This window comes from Parabacteroides sp. MSK.9.14, from assembly GCF_019041495.1.
GTDB classification, from domain to species: domain Bacteria; phylum Bacteroidota; class Bacteroidia; order Bacteroidales; family Tannerellaceae; genus Parabacteroides; species Parabacteroides merdae.
This window is the reverse complement of record NZ_JAHPXO010000026.1, coordinates 62,555-80,330: the sequence shown is the minus strand read 5'-3', so window position 1 is coordinate 80,330 and position 17,776 is coordinate 62,555. Positions and strand designations below refer to the sequence as shown.

General features: G+C 48.3%; 16 protein-coding genes and 1 pseudogene. 7 read left to right on the top strand and 10 right to left on the bottom strand.

Translation table 11 applies throughout. The features are described 5' to 3' along the window. Positions 1-52: 52 nt before the first annotated feature. From KTG12_RS14210 to KTG12_RS14200, 3 genes and pseudogenes are all read right to left on the bottom strand, one after another. Positions 53-358: pseudogene (locus tag KTG12_RS14210) on the bottom strand (hypothetical protein); the annotation flags it as partial. Between the two features lie 2 nt (positions 359-360). Further along, positions 361-789 carry a DUF3408 domain-containing protein gene (locus tag KTG12_RS14205; protein ID WP_138273096.1) on the bottom strand — a complete coding sequence of 143 codons (429 nt, stop codon included), beginning with the start codon at positions 787-789 and terminating at the stop codon, positions 361-363. Between the two features lies 1 nt (position 790). Then, complete coding sequence (locus KTG12_RS14200; protein WP_138273121.1) at positions 791-1,573, bottom strand: ParA family protein; 783 nt, start codon at positions 1,571-1,573, stop codon at positions 791-793. Positions 1,574-2,006: 433 nt separating this feature from the next. Between KTG12_RS14200 and mobA the strand changes: the two genes are divergently transcribed. From mobA to KTG12_RS14165, 7 genes are all read left to right on the top strand, one after another. Next, the gene (gene mobA, locus KTG12_RS14195) at positions 2,007-2,429 is read left to right on the top strand and encodes a conjugal transfer protein MobA (protein ID WP_124317538.1); all 423 of its coding nucleotides are present in this window, start codon (positions 2,007-2,009) and stop codon (positions 2,427-2,429) included. After that, complete coding sequence (gene mobB / locus KTG12_RS14190) at positions 2,414-3,682, top strand: conjugal transfer protein MobB (RefSeq protein WP_138273097.1); 1,269 nt, start codon at positions 2,414-2,416, stop codon at positions 3,680-3,682. The genes mobA and mobB overlap by 16 nt, the downstream gene beginning before the upstream one ends. 18 nt (positions 3,683-3,700) lie before the next feature. After that, complete coding sequence (gene mobC / locus KTG12_RS14185; protein ID WP_216945461.1) at positions 3,701-5,710, top strand: conjugal transfer protein MobC; 2,010 nt, start codon at positions 3,701-3,703, stop codon at positions 5,708-5,710. Positions 5,711-5,768: 58 nt separating this feature from the next. After that, positions 5,769-7,106, top strand: a complete 1,338-nt coding sequence (locus KTG12_RS14180) for an ATP-binding protein (protein WP_155144236.1) — start codon at positions 5,769-5,771, stop codon at positions 7,104-7,106. A 271-nt stretch (positions 7,107-7,377) separates the two neighbouring features. Beyond that, positions 7,378-8,700 (top strand): DUF4099 domain-containing protein, encoded by a 1,323-nt coding sequence (locus KTG12_RS14175; protein WP_138273100.1) that lies wholly within the window; start codon positions 7,378-7,380, stop codon positions 8,698-8,700. A gap of 4 nt (positions 8,701-8,704) precedes the next feature. Further along, the gene (locus tag KTG12_RS14170) at positions 8,705-8,899 is read left to right on the top strand and encodes a hypothetical protein (RefSeq protein WP_123486797.1); all 195 of its coding nucleotides are present in this window, start codon (positions 8,705-8,707) and stop codon (positions 8,897-8,899) included. Next, positions 8,896-10,983 carry a type IA DNA topoisomerase gene (locus tag KTG12_RS14165; protein ID WP_138273101.1) on the top strand — a complete coding sequence of 696 codons (2,088 nt, stop codon included), beginning with the start codon at positions 8,896-8,898 and terminating at the stop codon, positions 10,981-10,983. Before KTG12_RS14170 ends, KTG12_RS14165 begins: the two co-directional genes overlap by 4 nt. Before the next feature lie 97 nt (positions 10,984-11,080). Here the strand turns inward: KTG12_RS14165 and KTG12_RS14160 are convergent, their stop codons facing one another. The 7 genes from KTG12_RS14160 to KTG12_RS14130 form a co-directional block, all read right to left on the bottom strand. Beyond that, entirely contained in the window at positions 11,081-11,599 is a 519-nt protein-coding gene (locus tag KTG12_RS14160) for a dihydrofolate reductase family protein (RefSeq protein ID WP_138273102.1), read from the bottom strand. Between the two features lie 401 nt (positions 11,600-12,000). Next, the gene (locus KTG12_RS14155; RefSeq protein WP_007653068.1) at positions 12,001-12,279 is read right to left on the bottom strand and encodes a helix-turn-helix domain-containing protein; all 279 of its coding nucleotides are present in this window, start codon (positions 12,277-12,279) and stop codon (positions 12,001-12,003) included. 12 nt (positions 12,280-12,291) lie between these two features. Beyond that, positions 12,292-14,337, bottom strand: a complete 2,046-nt coding sequence (locus KTG12_RS14150) for an AAA family ATPase (protein ID WP_138273104.1) — start codon at positions 14,335-14,337, stop codon at positions 12,292-12,294. Next, positions 14,300-14,659, bottom strand: coding sequence for a helix-turn-helix domain-containing protein (locus KTG12_RS14145; RefSeq protein ID WP_138273105.1), 360 nt, complete (start codon positions 14,657-14,659; stop codon positions 14,300-14,302). The genes KTG12_RS14150 and KTG12_RS14145 overlap by 38 nt, the downstream gene beginning before the upstream one ends. Positions 14,660-14,874: 215 nt before the next feature. Further along, entirely contained in the window at positions 14,875-15,720 is an 846-nt protein-coding gene (locus tag KTG12_RS14140) for an RteC domain-containing protein (protein ID WP_138273106.1), read from the bottom strand. A gap of 2 nt (positions 15,721-15,722) precedes the next feature. After that, on the bottom strand, positions 15,723-16,358 hold the full coding sequence (locus tag KTG12_RS14135; RefSeq protein WP_004325478.1) for a CatB-related O-acetyltransferase: 636 nt from the start codon (positions 16,356-16,358) through the stop codon (positions 15,723-15,725). Between the two features lie 12 nt (positions 16,359-16,370). After that, positions 16,371-17,660, bottom strand: coding sequence for an MATE family efflux transporter (locus tag KTG12_RS14130; RefSeq protein ID WP_155144238.1), 1,290 nt, complete (start codon positions 17,658-17,660; stop codon positions 16,371-16,373). Positions 17,661-17,776: the final 116 nt, after the last annotated feature.

Here is a 17,776-nt window from a genome sequence, read left to right as displayed (position 1 = left end):
CCTTTTTAATACAATATGTCAAAGAACACTTGATGCTTACTTTTTACACAACCTCCTCGTAGTCGGGTTCGTCATTCTCGTAACCGGGTGTTTCTTCCGGCAGTCCGTCAGCCTGCGGCGCAAAAATAGTATCATTTTCAGCCGCTTGCGGGAGGTGTCCAGATTTGTCCTGCGCTGTCCCGATTAGTCCACCTTTGTATCGGCTTTCACCTATCAGCGTGTAGCCTGAAACCCCGTTTCGTGGAAGTAGCGCATCATCCGTTTTGCCCGGTGATGTCCGGCTGTCCGTGTAACGATACCACAGCCATAGGGCGATATAGTACACCAAAAGCCCGGTAAGTATGCAATAGACCACCATAGCTATACAGGTTTTTGGAAGTGGCTTTCATACAGGGTGTTTATCTCGTCTTGGTACTGCTCGAAGTGGTGCAGCAGAATGTTTTCCACGTAGCTGCTTACCGTCACCTTGCGCCCGCCTATCACCGTCACGATACGCATCAGCTTCTCGTGTGTCGTGCGGCTCACGTACAAAGGCTGTCTGTCGGTCAGTTCCACTTTCTGAAAGTAGGTTTCCCGGTAGTCACCCGTGCCACCCTTACGCTTGCGGGGTGTCGGTTTCTCCACCCGCACCGTTTCAGTCTGCCGTCCTTCGTGAGCGGTTTCCGTTTCGCCGCCGGGCTGCGGTGCATCATCCGGCTGACTCTCCCGCTTGGCGGGTACGCCCTGCGAGATAAGTTCTTTCATGAAATCCTCGTCTATCTTCGGCATCCCGCCGCTTTGCTTTGCCATATCATTGTAATTTGATGTAGTACACTATTTCGGTTATCAGTTCTTCCAAGTTGCTTCCCCTCACCAGCGGGCGGCTGGCGGGAAAGAGCGTGGAGCGGAACACCGCTTTTTTATCCGCCACCAGTTCCTTTTTGTAGCGTTTGGTATCGGGGATAAAGGTTTTCATCAGCGGCAGTTCCAATTCCTTAATGGTCTTGTCATAGGCGGTGTAGAGGTCTGTTTTTTCCCGCCCGTCCACCATGTTCCAAAAGAGGTACAGCCCGGCAAGTCGGCAGGCTTCATTCCTCACCAGTAGTTTTTGAATAGCCATTGCGAACGACAGGCTGCTTTCCAGCACCACCTTGTCGGCTGAAATGGGGGTGAAGATGTAGTCCATGCCCGCAAGGGAGTTTATCACGCCCTCGCTGTTCACCGTGCCGGGCAGGTCGAAAAAGACAATATCCGGCACGTGTCCGGCGGCTACATATTCGTCAGCCGTTGCAATCGCCTTTTCGGGCGAACTGCACAATACCGGGTAGGCTTTCTTCCCCAGCCGGGTGAACTGTTCATACGCCATTCGCTTGTAATCTTCATCCGCCCCGACCTGCTCGGCATCCCGCTTGCGCATCCCGGCAATGGAGTGCTGGGGGTAGTCGCAATCGACCACCGCCACATCGTAGCCTTTGAGGTAGTAGAGGTAACTCGCCGCCAGCACGGTAAAGGTGGTTTTGCCGACCCCGCCCTTTTGTGTGGAAAAGGCGACATAAAGGGGTGTTTTCTCGTTTTCCATATTGCTTTCGTTCATTATTGGTTGATAGATTTGTTTATTGCTTTCAATCATTCTTTCCTGATTGGAATATTTCTTTCAATCTTGCTTTCAATCTTGAAATCCGATGCAAAAAAAGGGAGAAAAAACATCCCCTGAAAACCTTGTCCCGATTTGTCCTGCGCTGTCCCGATTTGTCCACCAACCGCCTATTTTACAGCATTATAAATCACCGTTACTTTGCAGCGGAGTAACGAACCGCAGGGGGCAGGGGTGTAAAATCAGGCTGGTGCATAATCGGGCTTACCGTTTCACGCTAACCCCAATCCGTCCGTGACGGATTTCGATTTTCGTCAGAAAATAGCAAGGTGTGTTCTATGGCACATAGAACCGTTTTCCGTGCCTGAAAACGCCTTGCCCCTTGTGGGGGTAAAAATCACTCCGAAGTCGTAATTTTTTAATCCAAAGAAGCATGGAAACAAGAAGAACCAACAAGGGCGGTCGCCCCGCCCTCGCAGACCCGGCGAAGCATCGCCATGTCCTCTACCTGAACGACCGGGAGAACGCCCGCTTCCTCTCGCAGTGGGAGCAGTCGGGCGTTACTAGCAAGTCCCGTTTCATCGCCGCACGGTTGTTCGGCGAGCCGTTCCGGGTGGTGAAAGTGGACAAATCGGCAGTAGAATATTGCGCCCGGCTGACCGAATTTTATGCACAATTCAGAGCGGTAGCGGTCAATTACAATCAAGTTGTAAAGGCGTTGCACAGTAACTTTTCCGAGAAAAAGGCACTGGCTTTTCTCTATAAATTGGAGAAAGCGACCACCGAACTGGCGGCACTGAACCGCCAAGTTATTGCATTAACCAATGAATGCAAGGAACTATGGTTGCCAAAATAAGCACGGGCGGCAATATGTTCGGCGCACTGGCGTACAACCAAAACAAGGTGGACAGCGAGGAAGCAAAGGTGCTTTTCTCCAACCGGATGCTGTTGGGCGAGGACGGGAATTTCTCTATCGGCGAGTGTATGCGCAGCTTTGAAATGCAGATGCCCGTCCAACTTTCTACCAAGAAGCCGATACTTCATATTTCCATAAACCCGCACCCGGAAGACGTGCTGACAGACCAGCAGCTTTCCGACATTGCCAAAGAGTATATGCGGAAGTTGGGCTATGGCGACCAGCCTTATCTGGTGTACAAGCATACCGACATCGACCGCCACCATATCCACATCGTGGGTTTGCGGGTGGACGAGAACGGCAAGCCGCTGAATGACAAGTTCGAGCATCGGCGCAGCAAGCAAATCACCCGTGAACTGGAAAAGAAATACGGGCTGCGCCCGGCAGAGCGAAAGGAACGTGCCGAACGCCCGGAACTGAAAAAGGTGGACTATGCCGCCGGGGACGTGAAGCACCAAATCGGCAATACCGTGAAAGCGGCTTGCTACGGCTACCGCTTCCAGTCGTTCGGAGAGTACAAGGCTTTACTTGCCGCTTACAACGTGTGCGTCGAGGAAGTCAAAGGTGAAGTGAACGGCAACCCCTATCAAGGCATTGTCTATTCCGGCATGAACGACAAGGGCGAAAAGGTGGGCAACCCGATAAAGGCTTCCCGCATCGGCAAGTCGGTGGGCTATGAAGCAGTGCAGCGCAGAATGGAGAAATCGGGCGAAGCAATCAAGAACGGAAAACTGAAAGAGCGCACCCGGAAGATTGTAGCCATTGCCATGCAGACCGCCCGTAGCTGCAAGGAACTGGAACAACAGCTAAGGAAGCAGGGCATTGACATGATATTCCGTCAGAACGACAGCGGGCGCATCTATGGCGTTACGTTCATCGACCACGACAGCCGGGTGGTGCTGAACGGTTCACGCTTGGGCAAGGAATATTCGGCGAACGTGTTCAACGAACGTTTTTCGGGCGAAACCGGAAAGATGCACCAGCCCGAAGTGTCAGCACCGCAGCAAGACCAATCCCCGCATCAGGAACAGCCGGGCTTCACGCCGAAAGCCGACATCGTTCCAGGTGTGGCTTCCGTGCTGGGAGCTTTCGGCGGTTTGCTGGGCGGCGGTGCATCAGGCGGTGACGAGCCGCAAGACACCGCCCGCCAAAAGAGAAAGAAGAAAAAGAAGCGCACAAGGCGCATCGACTAACTAAAAAACATTACAATCATGCAACAGGAAGATGATTTGAGAGGGCTTGCACGGGTCATGGACTTTATGCGGGCTATCAGTATTCTATTCGTGGGAATAAACGTGTACTGGTTCTGTTACTCCACCCTAAAAGAATGGGGAGTGACGTTTGAGGTGATAGACAAGATACTGTGGAACTTCCAGCGCACCACCGGGCTGTTCTCGTCCGCCCTTTGGACGAAACTTTTTGCGGTGGTGTTCCTCGCCCTGTCGTGCATCGGCACTAAGGGCGTGAAAGAGGAAAAGATAACGTGGACGAAGATACATTGCAGCCTTGCGGCGGGAGTAACTTTGTTCTTTCTGAACTGGTGGCTGCTTGAACTTCCGCTACCACATACGGCGGATGCCGTGTTTTATATTGCCACGCTGTCGGCGGGCTATATCTGTATGCTCATGGCGGGTACATGGATGTCCCGGTTGTTGAAGAACAACCTCATGGATGATGTCTTTAACATGGAAAATGAAAGTTTCCAGCAGGAAACAAGGCTTATCGAGAACGAGTATTCCGTAAATCTGCCGACACGGTTCTACTATAAAAAGAAATGGAATAATGGCTGGATAAATGTCGTGAACCCGTTCCGTGCCAGCCTTGTACTGGGAACACCGGGTAGTGGTAAGTCGTATGCAGTGGTAAACAGTTACATAAAACAGCAAATCGAGAAAGGTTTTGCGCTTTACTGCTATGATTATAAGTTTCCTGATTTGTCGGAAATTGCTTACAATCATTTACTTAACCACTTGGACGGCTACAAGGTAAAGCCTAAGTTTTACGTTATCAACTTTGACGACCCCCGCAAGAGCCACCGATGTAACCCGATAAATGCCAGCTTCATGTCGGACATTGCGGATGCCTATGAAGCGAGCTACACGATAATGCTTAACCTTAATCGCTCTTGGATAAGCAAGCAGGGCGACTTCTTCGTGGAAAGCCCGATTATTCTTTTGGCGGCTATAATTTGGTATCTCCGTATCTATCAGGACGGTAAGTATTGTACGTTCCCCCACGCCATTGAACTGCTAAATAAGAAATACGCCGATGTGTTCACCATTTTGCGCAGCTATCCTGAACTGGAAAACTACCTTTCCCCGTTCGTAGATGCTTGGGAATCAGATGCCCAAGAACAGTTGCAGGGGCAGATTGCCAGTGCGAAAATCCCGCTTTCAAGGATGATTTCACCCGCCCTTTACTGGGTAATGACGGGCGATGATTTTTCACTCGACATCAACAATCCGAAAGAGCCTAAAATTTTGGTTGTCGGCAACAATCCCGACCGTCAGAACATCTATTCGGCGGCACTGGGATTATATAACAGTAGAATAGTGAAGCTGATAAACAAGAAAGGTCAGCTTAAAAGTTCGGTGATAATAGATGAATTACCGACTATATATTTTCGTGGGCTTGACAATTTGATTGCCACCGCCCGAAGCAACAAGGTTGCGGTTCTATTGGGTTTTCAGGATTACAGCCAGCTTACCCGTGACTACGGGGACAAGGAAAGCCGAGTGATACAAAATACAGTGGGTAACGTGTTCAGCGGTCAGGTAGTCGGTGAAACGGCGAAAATCCTTTCCGAGCGTTTCGGTAAGATGTTGCAGAAACGGCAGAGCATGACGATAAACCAACGGGAAAAATCCACCTCGATAAGCACCCAAATGGACAGCCTGATACCCGCCAGCAAAATATCCAACCTCACGCAAGGTATGTTCGTGGGTGCTGTGGCGGACAACTTCGATGAACGGATAGAACAGAAGATTTTCCACTGCGAAATCGTGGTGGACAATGAAAAGGTGAAGCGGGAAACCGCCCGTTACGTGAAGTTGCCGCAGATAATCGACTTCACCGACAAGGACGGCAACGACCGGATGCAGGAGGAGATACAAGCCAACTATGACCGCATCCGTCAGGAAGTCCGGCAGATTGTCGAGGACGAGATAATCCGGATTAAGAACGACCCGAAACTATGCCATTTAATTAAAGAGGAAGAATAACCGATATTCTTTCCTGACAGACAGTATTTTTACTAATTTTGCAGACAAAGAAATGATTATGAATGAAAACCAAAATACGGAATGGAAAGAAAGCTGGCGTGACGAGTATCTGAAATGGATATGCGGCTTTGCCAACGCCACAGGCGGCAAGATATATATAGGTATGAATGACAACGGTAAGGTAGTCGGCGTTGCCGATGCCGACAAACTGCTGGAGGATATACCGAACAAAGTGCGTGACGTGCTGGGTATCATCGTGGACGTGAACCTGCTGGAAGAAAACGGGCTGAAATATATCGAGATTGACGTACCGCCTTATTCCAATCCTATCAATTACAAAGGTCAGTACCACTATCGCAGCGGCAGCACGAAACAGGAGTTGAAAGGTGCTGCGTTGAACCGTTTTATCCTGCAACGTACTGGCAGGCATTGGGACGAGTTTCCCATAGAGTGGGCAGGCATAGAGGAACTTTCCCCCAGCGCATTAGAACGTTTCCGCAAGGAAGCGGCGAGAAGCGGGCGTGTGGACGAAGATGTGTTGAAAGATACTACCGAAAACCTGTTACACGATTTGCGGCTGATTGACACCCAAACCAACCGCCCGACCCGTGCCGCCTTGCTGTTGTTCCACCCCGACCCGGAACGCTTTGTAACAGGGGCTTATATCAAGATAGGTTTCTTCCGGGATGATAAGGGTAACTTGGAGTTTCAGGACGAGGTTCACGGCTCTTTAATGGAGCAGGTGGATAAGGCAATGGATTTGATAAAGACCAAATACCTGATTTACCGCATTTCATACGAGGGCATTTCCCGGCGTGAAACACCGCAGTTCCCGGTGGAAGCTATCAGGGAATCACTGATGAATTGTGTGGCACATAAAGACTATGCCAGTGCCGTACCCATTCAGATTAGCGTGTTCCCCGACCATATCACCTTTTGGAACACCGGGCAGTTGCCGGAAAGCTGGACGACTGAAAAACTTTTTGAAAGCCACCCGTCTTCTCCTTATAATCCGTTAATCGCCAACGCCTTTTTCAGAAGCGGGGATATTGAAAGCTGGGGACGTGGCTACAAGCGTATCTTGGAAGCTGTCAGCGCATACAAGTTGTTGCCGCCCAAACTTGAAATGTTAAGCGGTCTGATGATTACCTATTATACCGATATACGTTCGCAGCTATTGGCGCAGCGGGTGGATGAAAGGTATATTTCAGTTGTCGAGTATGCAGCCAAGAACGGACGTGTCACGAACTCGGACGTACAGAATATTTTGGGGGTAAGCAAGCCAACAGCATCCCGCATACTCCAGCAAATGAATGGTTGGTTGGAAATGCAGGGCAAAGTGGGAAAAGGAACTTATTATGTACCTAAATGGCTCACTAACGTATCGCAAGTATAATGTAAACCTTGATAAGCTATTGATTATAAGGCGTAAAACTTATAATTAAATGGCTCACAAATGGCTCACCCAAAGAGAGTGATTAACTTCGCTCTCTTTTTTTATGCCCTTTTCAATTCTGCAACCAATGGTTGCGGAATTTCATCCACCCGGACAAATCGGGACATCGCAGGACAAATTCGGACAGCCCTTTTTACTCGTCCAAATATAGCATATTTAGTCGTTACCTTTGGGCGGGACTATTCCCGTAACCGCTAAATTTCAATTATTTATGGCAAACAGAATGACCCCGCCCGCAGAGGGGCAGGAAAAAGACGTGCTGCTGGTCTTGGATAAACAGCAGGGAAAGGTGAGTGCCGTTAAGGGTATCGACAGGGACGGCAATTTACAGACCGTGCCACCCACCACCGGACACGGCGGCGAGTTCATGCAGGTGGACAAGAACAGCGATGTGTTCAGCAACTTCATTTCCAATTTCTTCCGCAAGTTTCAGGACACTTCCGGGCTGGAACTGTTCAGCGTAAAGGCTTCCCAAGCGGAGCAGGACGCAAAGGCAATCGAGAACAACCACCGCAACCCTACGCCGGAGGGCGACAAGCGGGTTGAAATGTTAAGAGTTCCGAAGCCTGACTTCCACGAGTTCAAGCAGGGCTACCGCTTCGACCCGTCAAAAATTGACTGGGAGAACCTGAAAAAAGTCGGCATCATCGCCGACACCCTGAAAAACACGAAGGATTTCGACCGGGTGATGCGTGGCTACAAGTCCCGCAACACCTACACCGTTTCGGGGACGGTGGGCGGTTTCTACCTCAAACCTACCGATGTCAAGCTCTCTTTCTATCAGGCAAAGGACGGCACGGTAGTACCCAAGCTGCACGGCGTGCAGCAGGACGAGAAGCTGTTGCAACGCCCGTTCCACGAACACGGGTTCACCAAGCAGGAACAGGGCAACTTGCAAGGCACTGGCAACTTGGGCGGCATCGCTGAAATCAAAGACCCGAAAAGCGGCGGGCAAATCCCCGTGTTCGTCAGCCGGGACAGGTACACGCACGAACTGGAGTATATGCGGGCTGACAAGTGGAAATGCCCCGACACCATTTGCGGCGTGAAAGTCAGCCCGGAGCAGAAAGCCGCCTTTGAAGCCGGGCAAGCGGTGAAAATGGAAAACCTGCAATTCAGGGACGGCACGAAGCGCAGTGCCTATTTGCAGGTCAGTGCGGTAGAGCGTGGCTTGGAGTTCCTGCCCCGTGCCGCCGTCCAGTTCTTGCAGCAGGGACAGCAGCCCGGAGAACAGCAGGTAGCCGGGATAAAGGACGGCAAGGGCGTTGAGTTCAACGGTCATGTGCAGCCCGGCGCACAGGGCAAATCCCCCGACAAGGTACAGCCGAAAGATGTTACCCCCGCCGCCGAGAGCCGGACGCAGGTAGCGGTCAATTCGGAGGGCAAGACCAACGAAGCCACCAAACAGGGCAAAGAGCCGCTGAAACAGGGTCAGGACAAGCCCACCGCCAAGCAGAAAGAGAAACAAGACAAAGCGCAGGACAAAAGCCTGAAAGCGGACAAACCCAAGAAGTCCAAAGGCATGAAATTATAAAGGTATGCAGCTAATCTATATTATAGCTATTCCGCTTGTCGTCTTGATTTTCTTCATAGTCCTTTCTTTAAAAACCGACTGGAAAGAAATAGACAAGCACAACCGCCAGTATTACGTGGGCGGCTACCATATTTATTATGACCGTAAAATTTTACGGGAAATCAAGTCTGTAACAAACCATAAAAAAGAAACAACATGATTGCATTGATAGCAGAAAAGCCCAGCGTGGCAAAGGACATCGCCCGCATCATCGGTGCGACCCAGCGTAATGACGGTTATCTTTCCGGCAACGGGTATATGGTGACATGGGCGTTCGGCCACTTAATCCAGCTTGCCATGCCGGAAGCCTATGGCGTGGCGAACTTTCGCAGGGAGAGCCTGCCCATACTGCCGCCCGATTTCCAATTAATCCCCCGTCAGGTGAAAGCGGAGAAAGGTTATAAGGCAGACCCCGGCGTGCTGAAACAGTTGAAAGTGATAAAGGAAGTGTTCGACCAGTGCGACCGGATTATTGTCGCCACCGATGCCGGGCGTGAGGGTGAGCTAATCTTCCGCTATATCTTCCATTACCTGAACTGCCGGAAGCCTTTCGTGCGCCTGTGGATAAGCAGCCTTACCGACAAGGCAATCCGTGATGGGCTGGATAACTTGCAGCCGGGAGAGCGTTACGATAACCTCTACCTCTCTGCCAAGTCCCGCAGCGAAGCGGACTGGCTGATAGGGATAAACGCCACCCAAGCGTTGAGCGTAGCCGCCGGGCAGGGGGTGTTCTCGCTGGGCAGGGTGCAGACACCCACGCTCGTGATGATATGCAGCCGCTATTTGGAGAACAAGAATTTCGTACCCGCCAAGTTTTGGCAACTCAAAGCCCATACCGCCAGCGGGGAAATAAGTTTCACCGCCCAATCGACCGCCAAGTGGGAACAGCAGCCCGAAGCCATAGCCGCCCTGCAACGGGTTAAGAATGCAGGGCAGCTTTCCGTGAAATCCGTAGAGAGGAAAGAAGCCAGCCAAGAACCGCCGCTTTTGTACGACCTTACCACGCTGCAAAAGGAAGCGAACACGAAGCTGAATTTTTCGGCTGACAAGACGCTTTCCATAGCGCAAAGCCTGTATGAAAAGAAAGTGATGTCCTATCCGAGAACCGGAAGCCGCTATATCCCGGAGGACGTTTTCGATGAAATGCCGGAGCGTGTCGCCCTGTTAGGGCAATACCCCCGCTTTGCCGGGTATGCCGCCGGGCTGGACGGCACACCCCTGAACCGCCACAGCGTGAATGACGGCAAAGTGACCGACCACCACGCCTTAATCATTACCGAGAACCTGCCCGGCGAACTTTCCAAAGACGAGCGGGCGGTTTACGAGCTGGTAGCCGGGCGTATGCTGGAAGCCTTTTCGGGCAAGTGCGTGAAAGACGTTACCACCGCCATATTGTCGGCTGGAGATACCGACTTCACAGTGAAAGGGTCTGTGATGAAAGAAGCCGGGTGGCGTGCCGTGTTTGGCGAGCAGGAAACAGGCGGGGATGAAGAAGCCGCCAGCCTGCCGCCGCTTCAAGAGGGCGAAAGCCTGCCGATTTCCAACGTGGAACTGTTGGAGAAGCAGACCAAGCCGAAACCGCTGCACACGGAAAGCAGCCTGCTTGCCGCAATGGAGAACGCCGGAAAGGAACTGGAAGATGCCGAACTGAAAGCCAGCCTGAAAGATGCCGGGATAGGCACGCCCGCCACCCGTGCGGCGATTATCGAAACGCTGTTCGCCCGCCAGTACATCGTGCGTGAGAAGAAGAACCTTGTGCCTACCGACAAGGGGCTTGCCGTTTACAAGATAGTCAGGGACAAGAAGATTGCCGATGTCGAAATGACGGGTATGTGGGAAACCGCCCTTGCCAAGATAGAAGCGGGAAGCATGGATGCCGATACGTTCCGAAAGGGTATCGAGGTGTACGCCGCCCAAATCACGGCGGAACTGCTATCGGTGCAGTTGTCTATCGCCAATGGCGAAACTTGTTCCTGCCCCAAATGCGGCAGCGGGCGCATCCTGTTCTACCCGAAAGTGGCAAAGTGTTCCAACGTGGACTGCACACTTACCATATTCCGCAACAAGTGCGACAAGCAGCTTTCCGACAAGCAGATTGTCGAGCTGGTGACGAAACGCAAAACCGGGCTAATCAAGGGCTTCAAGGGCAAGAACGATAAGGCATTCGATGCTTCGCTTGTGCTGGACGAACAGTTCAATGTCGGTTTTTCATTCCCCGAAAAGCAAGCGAAACCGAAGAAATAACCTATCTTTGCCGCTGGAATTTCATTGTGATAGGTTTTTACAACTTATAATAATTGAAATTTTAGTGGTTGCGCCCGGCGGGAACCGGGCGCATTTTTTATACGCTTCCGCCAAACAGGTAGGTCGAACAGACCACCCCGTTATCCAGCACCCTGCTTTCCGAGAGTTTCCACAGCGAGCCGAATGTTTCCCCGATAAAGCCGATGCCTTTGCCCGCTATGACCGGGACGGTGTATATTGTCAGGCTGTCCAGCAATCCGGCTTTAATCAATGAAGTAAGTAGCTTGCCGCCACCCACCACCAGTATGTCGGTTTCCTGTTTCAGTTCATAAATCCTTTGCAGCGGTTCTTCGGTCAGGAACTTCACGTCGCAATCCGGTGTTACGTTGGTATCGTAGTGTGACACCACAAAAGACCGTTTGCTTTTGTGCGGCCACCCGCCCCAGTGTTCAAAGATATAGTTGTAGGTGTTCGCCCCCATAAGCAGGCAATCTGCATCCAAATAGTATTTGCCGATGATAGCTTTTACTTCATTGGGCAACCAGTCCAGTTCTTTGTCTAAAGTTGCTGTATGTCCGTCAAGAGATACGGCGATATGCGCTTTAATTTGTTTCATCCTATCGGGTATTAAACAGTTTACTAATCTATATTCAACTGTCCGCCAGCATCCCAAAAAGAAGCGTGAACTTACACTGCTCCAAAGTAGAGGTACTGGCATACCCTAAATGACGAAACAGGCAAGCCCACGCTATGACAAAGCATAGCATAGACATTGCGCTGAAAATCTCGTCATTTTTTGAAAAGTGCCAGTTTTCTACTTTGAGATATTCGGCGAACGAATATGTTATATATAAAGACGATATTACAGCCGAAACTGTTCAACCGCCGTTATTCTCTTATGTTACTTTTGCAAAAGTAGCGAAAAACGCTGGAATAACCTTGCAAATAATAGAAATCCTGCCTTATTATCATAACAAGACAGGATTCAAGATGAAAATATATGATATTGATTATCACTCAATCCATGCGTTCACGGATTAACTTGTGTATGTCGCTTGCACGGTAGAAATATTTTCCGTCTAACGTCAAGTAAGGTAGTATTCCTTTCTTCCGGTAACGTTGCAAGGTTTTGGTACTCACTTTCAGCATAAAGCACAAATCCTGATTGTCAAGGAGTTTTTCACCGTTTAGGTAATTGTAACCGCTTAAAAGACGGTCTATCTTTTTGTCCTGCATATCGAGCCTATCCATGATACGCTCCATCCAAGCCACGAAGTTTTCTTTATCTATATACATAAGGCTATCGGATTAAATAAGACCTATCATAAAATAGCTTTTGTTCACCGGGTCTTTAATGATAATCTCCCGTTCACGCATAAAGCGGATATAACTCTTTGCGGTGCGCTCCTTAACATCCAAGACCTGCTGCAACTGTTCGCAAAGGTCTATATAAGTGATATGTGTCTGTCGCCCGAAAATGTCACGGGCAACGCCTACCAGCTCCCTTTCCTTGCGCTTCTCTTTTTCCTCACGGGGTTTCTCACCCTTGTACACGTGCATCCCGGCTTTTTTGTCCCATGCAAAGAGCATCAGAGGAACATCCAGCGGGCTTCCGTCCCTTACTTTCAGGGCTTTTACGACTGACTGGGCGGGTTCATCGTCTTTCTCTATCGAAAGGATTGTAGCCGCCTTGCGCTGCAACTCACTACCCAAATGTCCCCGCAGCTTCAAGCCGTTCGGAACGAAGTGCAGCACACAAAGAATACAGGTGTTGTAGATGCCCGCCAACCGATAAAGTTCATCTATCACCGCCACGCTTTCCGCTTCATCGTTGGCACTCTTTACAAGGTCTGCGATGCCGTCAATGACGACCAACTGAATGCCGCCATACTGGTAATAGAACTTATCCATGCTCTGCACAATGGCGTTCAAGCGTTCTTTACGTGACATACCTGTAAGACAAAATGCTTTCAGTTCATCGGGTTTGTCCGGCTGTTTAGCACGTGCCAGCAGGTTGCTTACATTCTTGAACAGTTGCACTTCCGACTGTTCGGTATCATAGAGCAAAACCGCCTTGTGCCTGCCGTTGGCGGTTATCTGTACGCCCAGCGTATCTACTTCCGCACCAGCCGGGCAGATACACCCTGCCACGATTGCGGCTACATAATTGCTCTTTCCCGTTCCCTCGCCCCCGGTGATGCCGAACAGGTTGCCTTGTGTTCCTAACGGAACGTCACCCGCTGAAATAATTTCTTGCGCTTTGGCAGGCGGGTTGTTGAAATCTATCTCGCATGATTTTAGCATAATCAATGTGTCGCTATACAGGTTGTCTAAAAATTCGATAAACAGTGTCAGGAAATCTTCACGGGTATTCCCGGCTTTGAAGTAGTCGGATATGTCCTTTTCCTCTTTCGTTCCCGGAAGCGGTAGCAACAGACGTTTCACGCCAAATTCTTCCAATAGCTTTTCCTGCTTGCGTGAACTTTCCTTGCCCGTTTTATCCATATCGAAAAGTAGGATGATGTGTTTGAAACGGAATGTTAGCCGATAAACCAGCGTAGGCGGGATAGTCACCGTTTCGCTATTGAAGCAGATAGCATTAAAACCGTGTGCCACCAGCGAAAGCACATCTTTTTCGCCGCCCGTGATAAAGAGTGTGTCACCTTTGGCGGGCAGTTGCTCCAGCCCAAAACAATAGTTTTCGCCGAAGCTGCCACCATAGAGGAAGCGGGGTGTGGAGAACGGGCGGTACAACTTGATATATTGTTTGCCTTTGTAGCCGTACATGGGTTCTGCCACCGATGAAGTGTAGATGTACGGTTTCCCCTCTGCCGTTTCGCTGTTGTATTCCCGGAGCGAACAGACCTTGTAACGTTCCAGCAGTTCGGGCGTGATGCCATATTGCCGCCAGTATTCCAACTCGACAAGCGGGAATTTTTGTTCCCGGAACTGGTAGGGCTTGACAGACTTTTCGGGTGTTTCTTCGGTTTTGTCCGGCACTGCCCGGCGGACGGTTGCCGGGGGAAGGGAAACCGGAGTGCCGGAAGCCAGCCCCAAGCCCAAATCCCGGTCGATGATTTCCAGTATCCCTACGAAGTCAGCCGCCCGATTACAGTCCAGCCCCTTTAACTGCCCCACGAAGAAGAAACAATCGCCGCTATAATTGTCGTTACCGAAGTCTTTCATCTTGTACATACCGCTATGGCGGTCGAAGTAGATATTACAGGATGCTTTCTTATCCTGATAAAAAGGATTAAGAAAGTGCCTGCCAATACGCCAGTCACCGGGTAAGTAATGTTTGAAAACAAGCAGACCGTTATTTGTTCTGCTTAGAATTTCTTCTTTCCTTAACATATTTCTGATGATTGGTTATCAGTTCATTTATACACTCCTTATCACGCTTAATCAGGCGTTCTTCCAACATTCGCTTTATTTCTTTAATCTTGTAAAAGTAATGCCCCTTGATGTCGGAGTAAGAAATCATTCCTGCCGCCCTTAGGCGTTGTAAAGTACGGTCACTGATTTTCAGGAACGTGCAGACTTCGTAACTATCCACCCAAATTTCATCTTCATCGGTCTTGTTTTCGTCCAAGTGATTGAAGATGTAGTCTGCTATGGCGGTAATCTTGTTGTCAAGTTCCTTATAGGCTTTTGACTCAAATGTTATAATCTCCATATTGTAACTTATTGATTTGCTGCAAAGTTCGGGATAAGAAATAACCTAAAAGTCATGGTTGTATCTATCATGGTATTACTTTTTTTCAGGTTATTTTAGGAGAATATTGGCGTAAAAGCTCCCCGAAATGTCATTTTTCAAAGTAGATTTCACTATAAAAAGAAAGTACCATGTTGGGGAGAACATGGTACTTCTACATACTGGAATACTGGAGATTATTTCATATCATCCTCATTCATCCGCTTAACAAGGCTTTCTATCAGATGATGAAGATATGCCGTTCGGTCTTTTCTCTCCTTCATGGCTATGTATGAAGCGTAATAATCTCCTAAATCAATGTGGAATATCGTGCTAAGGAAATTCATCATTTCTTTTATCTCCACGTTGCCATTGTTTATGTCGCCCGAAGATACAAGAGAATATCCTAATTCAATAAGATATGCCTTTTTGCCTGTAAAGCGGAAAAGATACTTATCCAGTTGTTGCAGCTTGTGTTCTAACTGATTCGTATTCCCAAGTTTTACCAACCGTTGATTTAAATATATGCGCAACATTTCGTTACATAATATCTTCGCAATCTTATAATCGTATTCCGTTGAAAACAACGGGTCACGGTCATATTGGAAACTGTCAAGCAATAACTGAATATCCGTTTTCTTGCGAACGAAATACAAGTTATCCATATAAGTGGATTTTGACCGATAGTATTGGTAAAAATCCAAATTGTCACGGAAGAAACGAGTTAATTCCTCTAATTCTTGGTTCAAATATTCTTTGATAATCTCATTGTTACCAATGGGACATTTCATTTCGATACTGTAAACCTTACTGAAATACAGATATTTGTCGAGGATATTAGGCTTGATTTCCTTGAAAAAGAGAATTTCGTCTTCATTTGTTGGAAATACATAGTCTGATACAAACTTTCTTAATTGGCTGTATAGCGGAGTAATGAACTTTACCATGTGCAAAGCATCATCTGCTGTAATATCATTGTCATAATTGAGCAATTTTATTTCAGCATTTATCCGGGACAACATTTCTTCCGCTATTGTTCTCATAGCTACCTATTTTTCATTGCCACTATTTTTTCTAAATCGCCATTCATCAGATAAGGCAAAAACTCCTGTATCTTATCTACCGACCAATTCCACCATTTCAAAGCCAGCATCTGTTCTATCATATCAGAATTGAACCGCTTTCGTATCTCTTTGGCAGGAACACCACCCACAATGGTATAGGGCGGCACATCTTTCGTCACAACCGCCCTTGTTCCAATAATAGCCCCGTCACCGATATGGACACCAGCCATAATTACGGCTTCATATCCTATCCACACGTCATTGCCTATCACGATGTCGCCTTTGTTGTCCCAAGCAGAAGCCACATTTACCTTATCCAATTCCCAATCTTCATAGAACAGCGGAAATGTGTATGTCGATAGTGATTTTAGGGTATGATTGGCACAGTTGAACAGAAATTTTGCTCCACAAGCAATAGAACAGAACTTTCCAATTATCAGCCGTTCGTGGTTAATCGGATAGTGATACAACACATTGTTTTGCTCAAACAGACACGGGTCTGAAACAAAATCATTGTAAATGGTATAGTCGCCTATTTTGATAGACGGGTCTTTTACGACAGCGTTCAAATAAACGGTTTGCGTGTCACCCTTACGGGGATATATCTTGCTCATCATAACTTTCAGTTCTTAGTATTGTTTATATTTAAGATAAATGACGGATTGTGTACCAAGCAGTATCACATATAAGTATTCCACAGCCCAATATGTCGCTAACGGGACATCACAAGAATCTAATCCCCATAAGCAGAACAGATAAGCAATCGTAGTTGTCACCTGAAAAATGAATACTGTCCGTGTCGCTCCCGTTCCTGTGGCGGCATTCAGATAGACGTAACCGGGTAGTGCAAAGAAGTAATTTAACAGCATGACAAGAAAAGGCGCCCATGCAAGCTGTACGATACCGGGATTTTCCGTATAAGCCCCTATAATGGGCTGGTGAAAGAACAACGCAAAAGCAATCAATGGAATGCCTGTTGCGTATCCTAAACGGATAATCTTATGGCAAAGCGGAAAAACTTTTTTCTTTTCACCTGCTCCAATCAGATTACTCACTAAAGAACCGGTGACACCTGCCAACGCATTGACGATAACAGAAAACAGTGCGGAAACACTTCTTACAATGTTTGATACTGCCAATTCCGTTTCTCCCAAACGTTCGATAGCCACGAAGAACAGAAACCAAATGGCTACACTTGTAAAGAACTGGAGCATACTCCATACCGAGATAGAAAATACCTCTTTCAATATCGTTATATCAATACGCCAGTATAAGCCATACACTTTTTTATCAATGTGTCTAAACATATATGCAGCCAATACAGCCAGCGAACACATTTCGGCAGATGAAGAAGCGATAGCCGCTCCCGATATACCCATATCGAAGCCGAATATCAGGAGCCAGTTCAGCGGAATATTCACCAGTACGGCAGTGAAAGCCGCCATGTTCAGGGATTTTGTCTGTGTGATACCGACCAAAAACGAGCGTAAGGCAAGGAACGGGAAAGAGAACAACAATCCCCAAATACGCCAATCCAAATAGCAGATAACCGCATTATAAACATCATCCGAAGTTATCAGATGTTTCAACAGAACGGGAGAAAATATCTTGGACAGCAGACAGAGGAGTACAGCCAGCATCAACAAAAAAAGCAATCCCTGAAAGAACGTTTTTCCCGTTTCTGCATACCGCTGTTCTCCGTTACGACGGGCAATTACCACTTGCAACCCCAAACTGAACCCGAAGCCGAGCATATAAATTGCCAAGAACCATATTCCGGCAAGGGCAGATGCGCCCAGTTCCACATCACCCACATGCCCTAAAAACAAAGCATCGGTAATATTTATCAGTTGTTCGATAAGGATGCTCATCATTACAGGAAAAACGATGAGCCAGATTTTCTTATAGGTATAATTCATTTGTTCAAACCAATATGATACAATATATCCTGCCGCTTTAAGCAGCACGACAATCTTATAGATTATAATAAGGGATAATGATAATGACAAGACAATAACAGGCAAACTTAAAACAT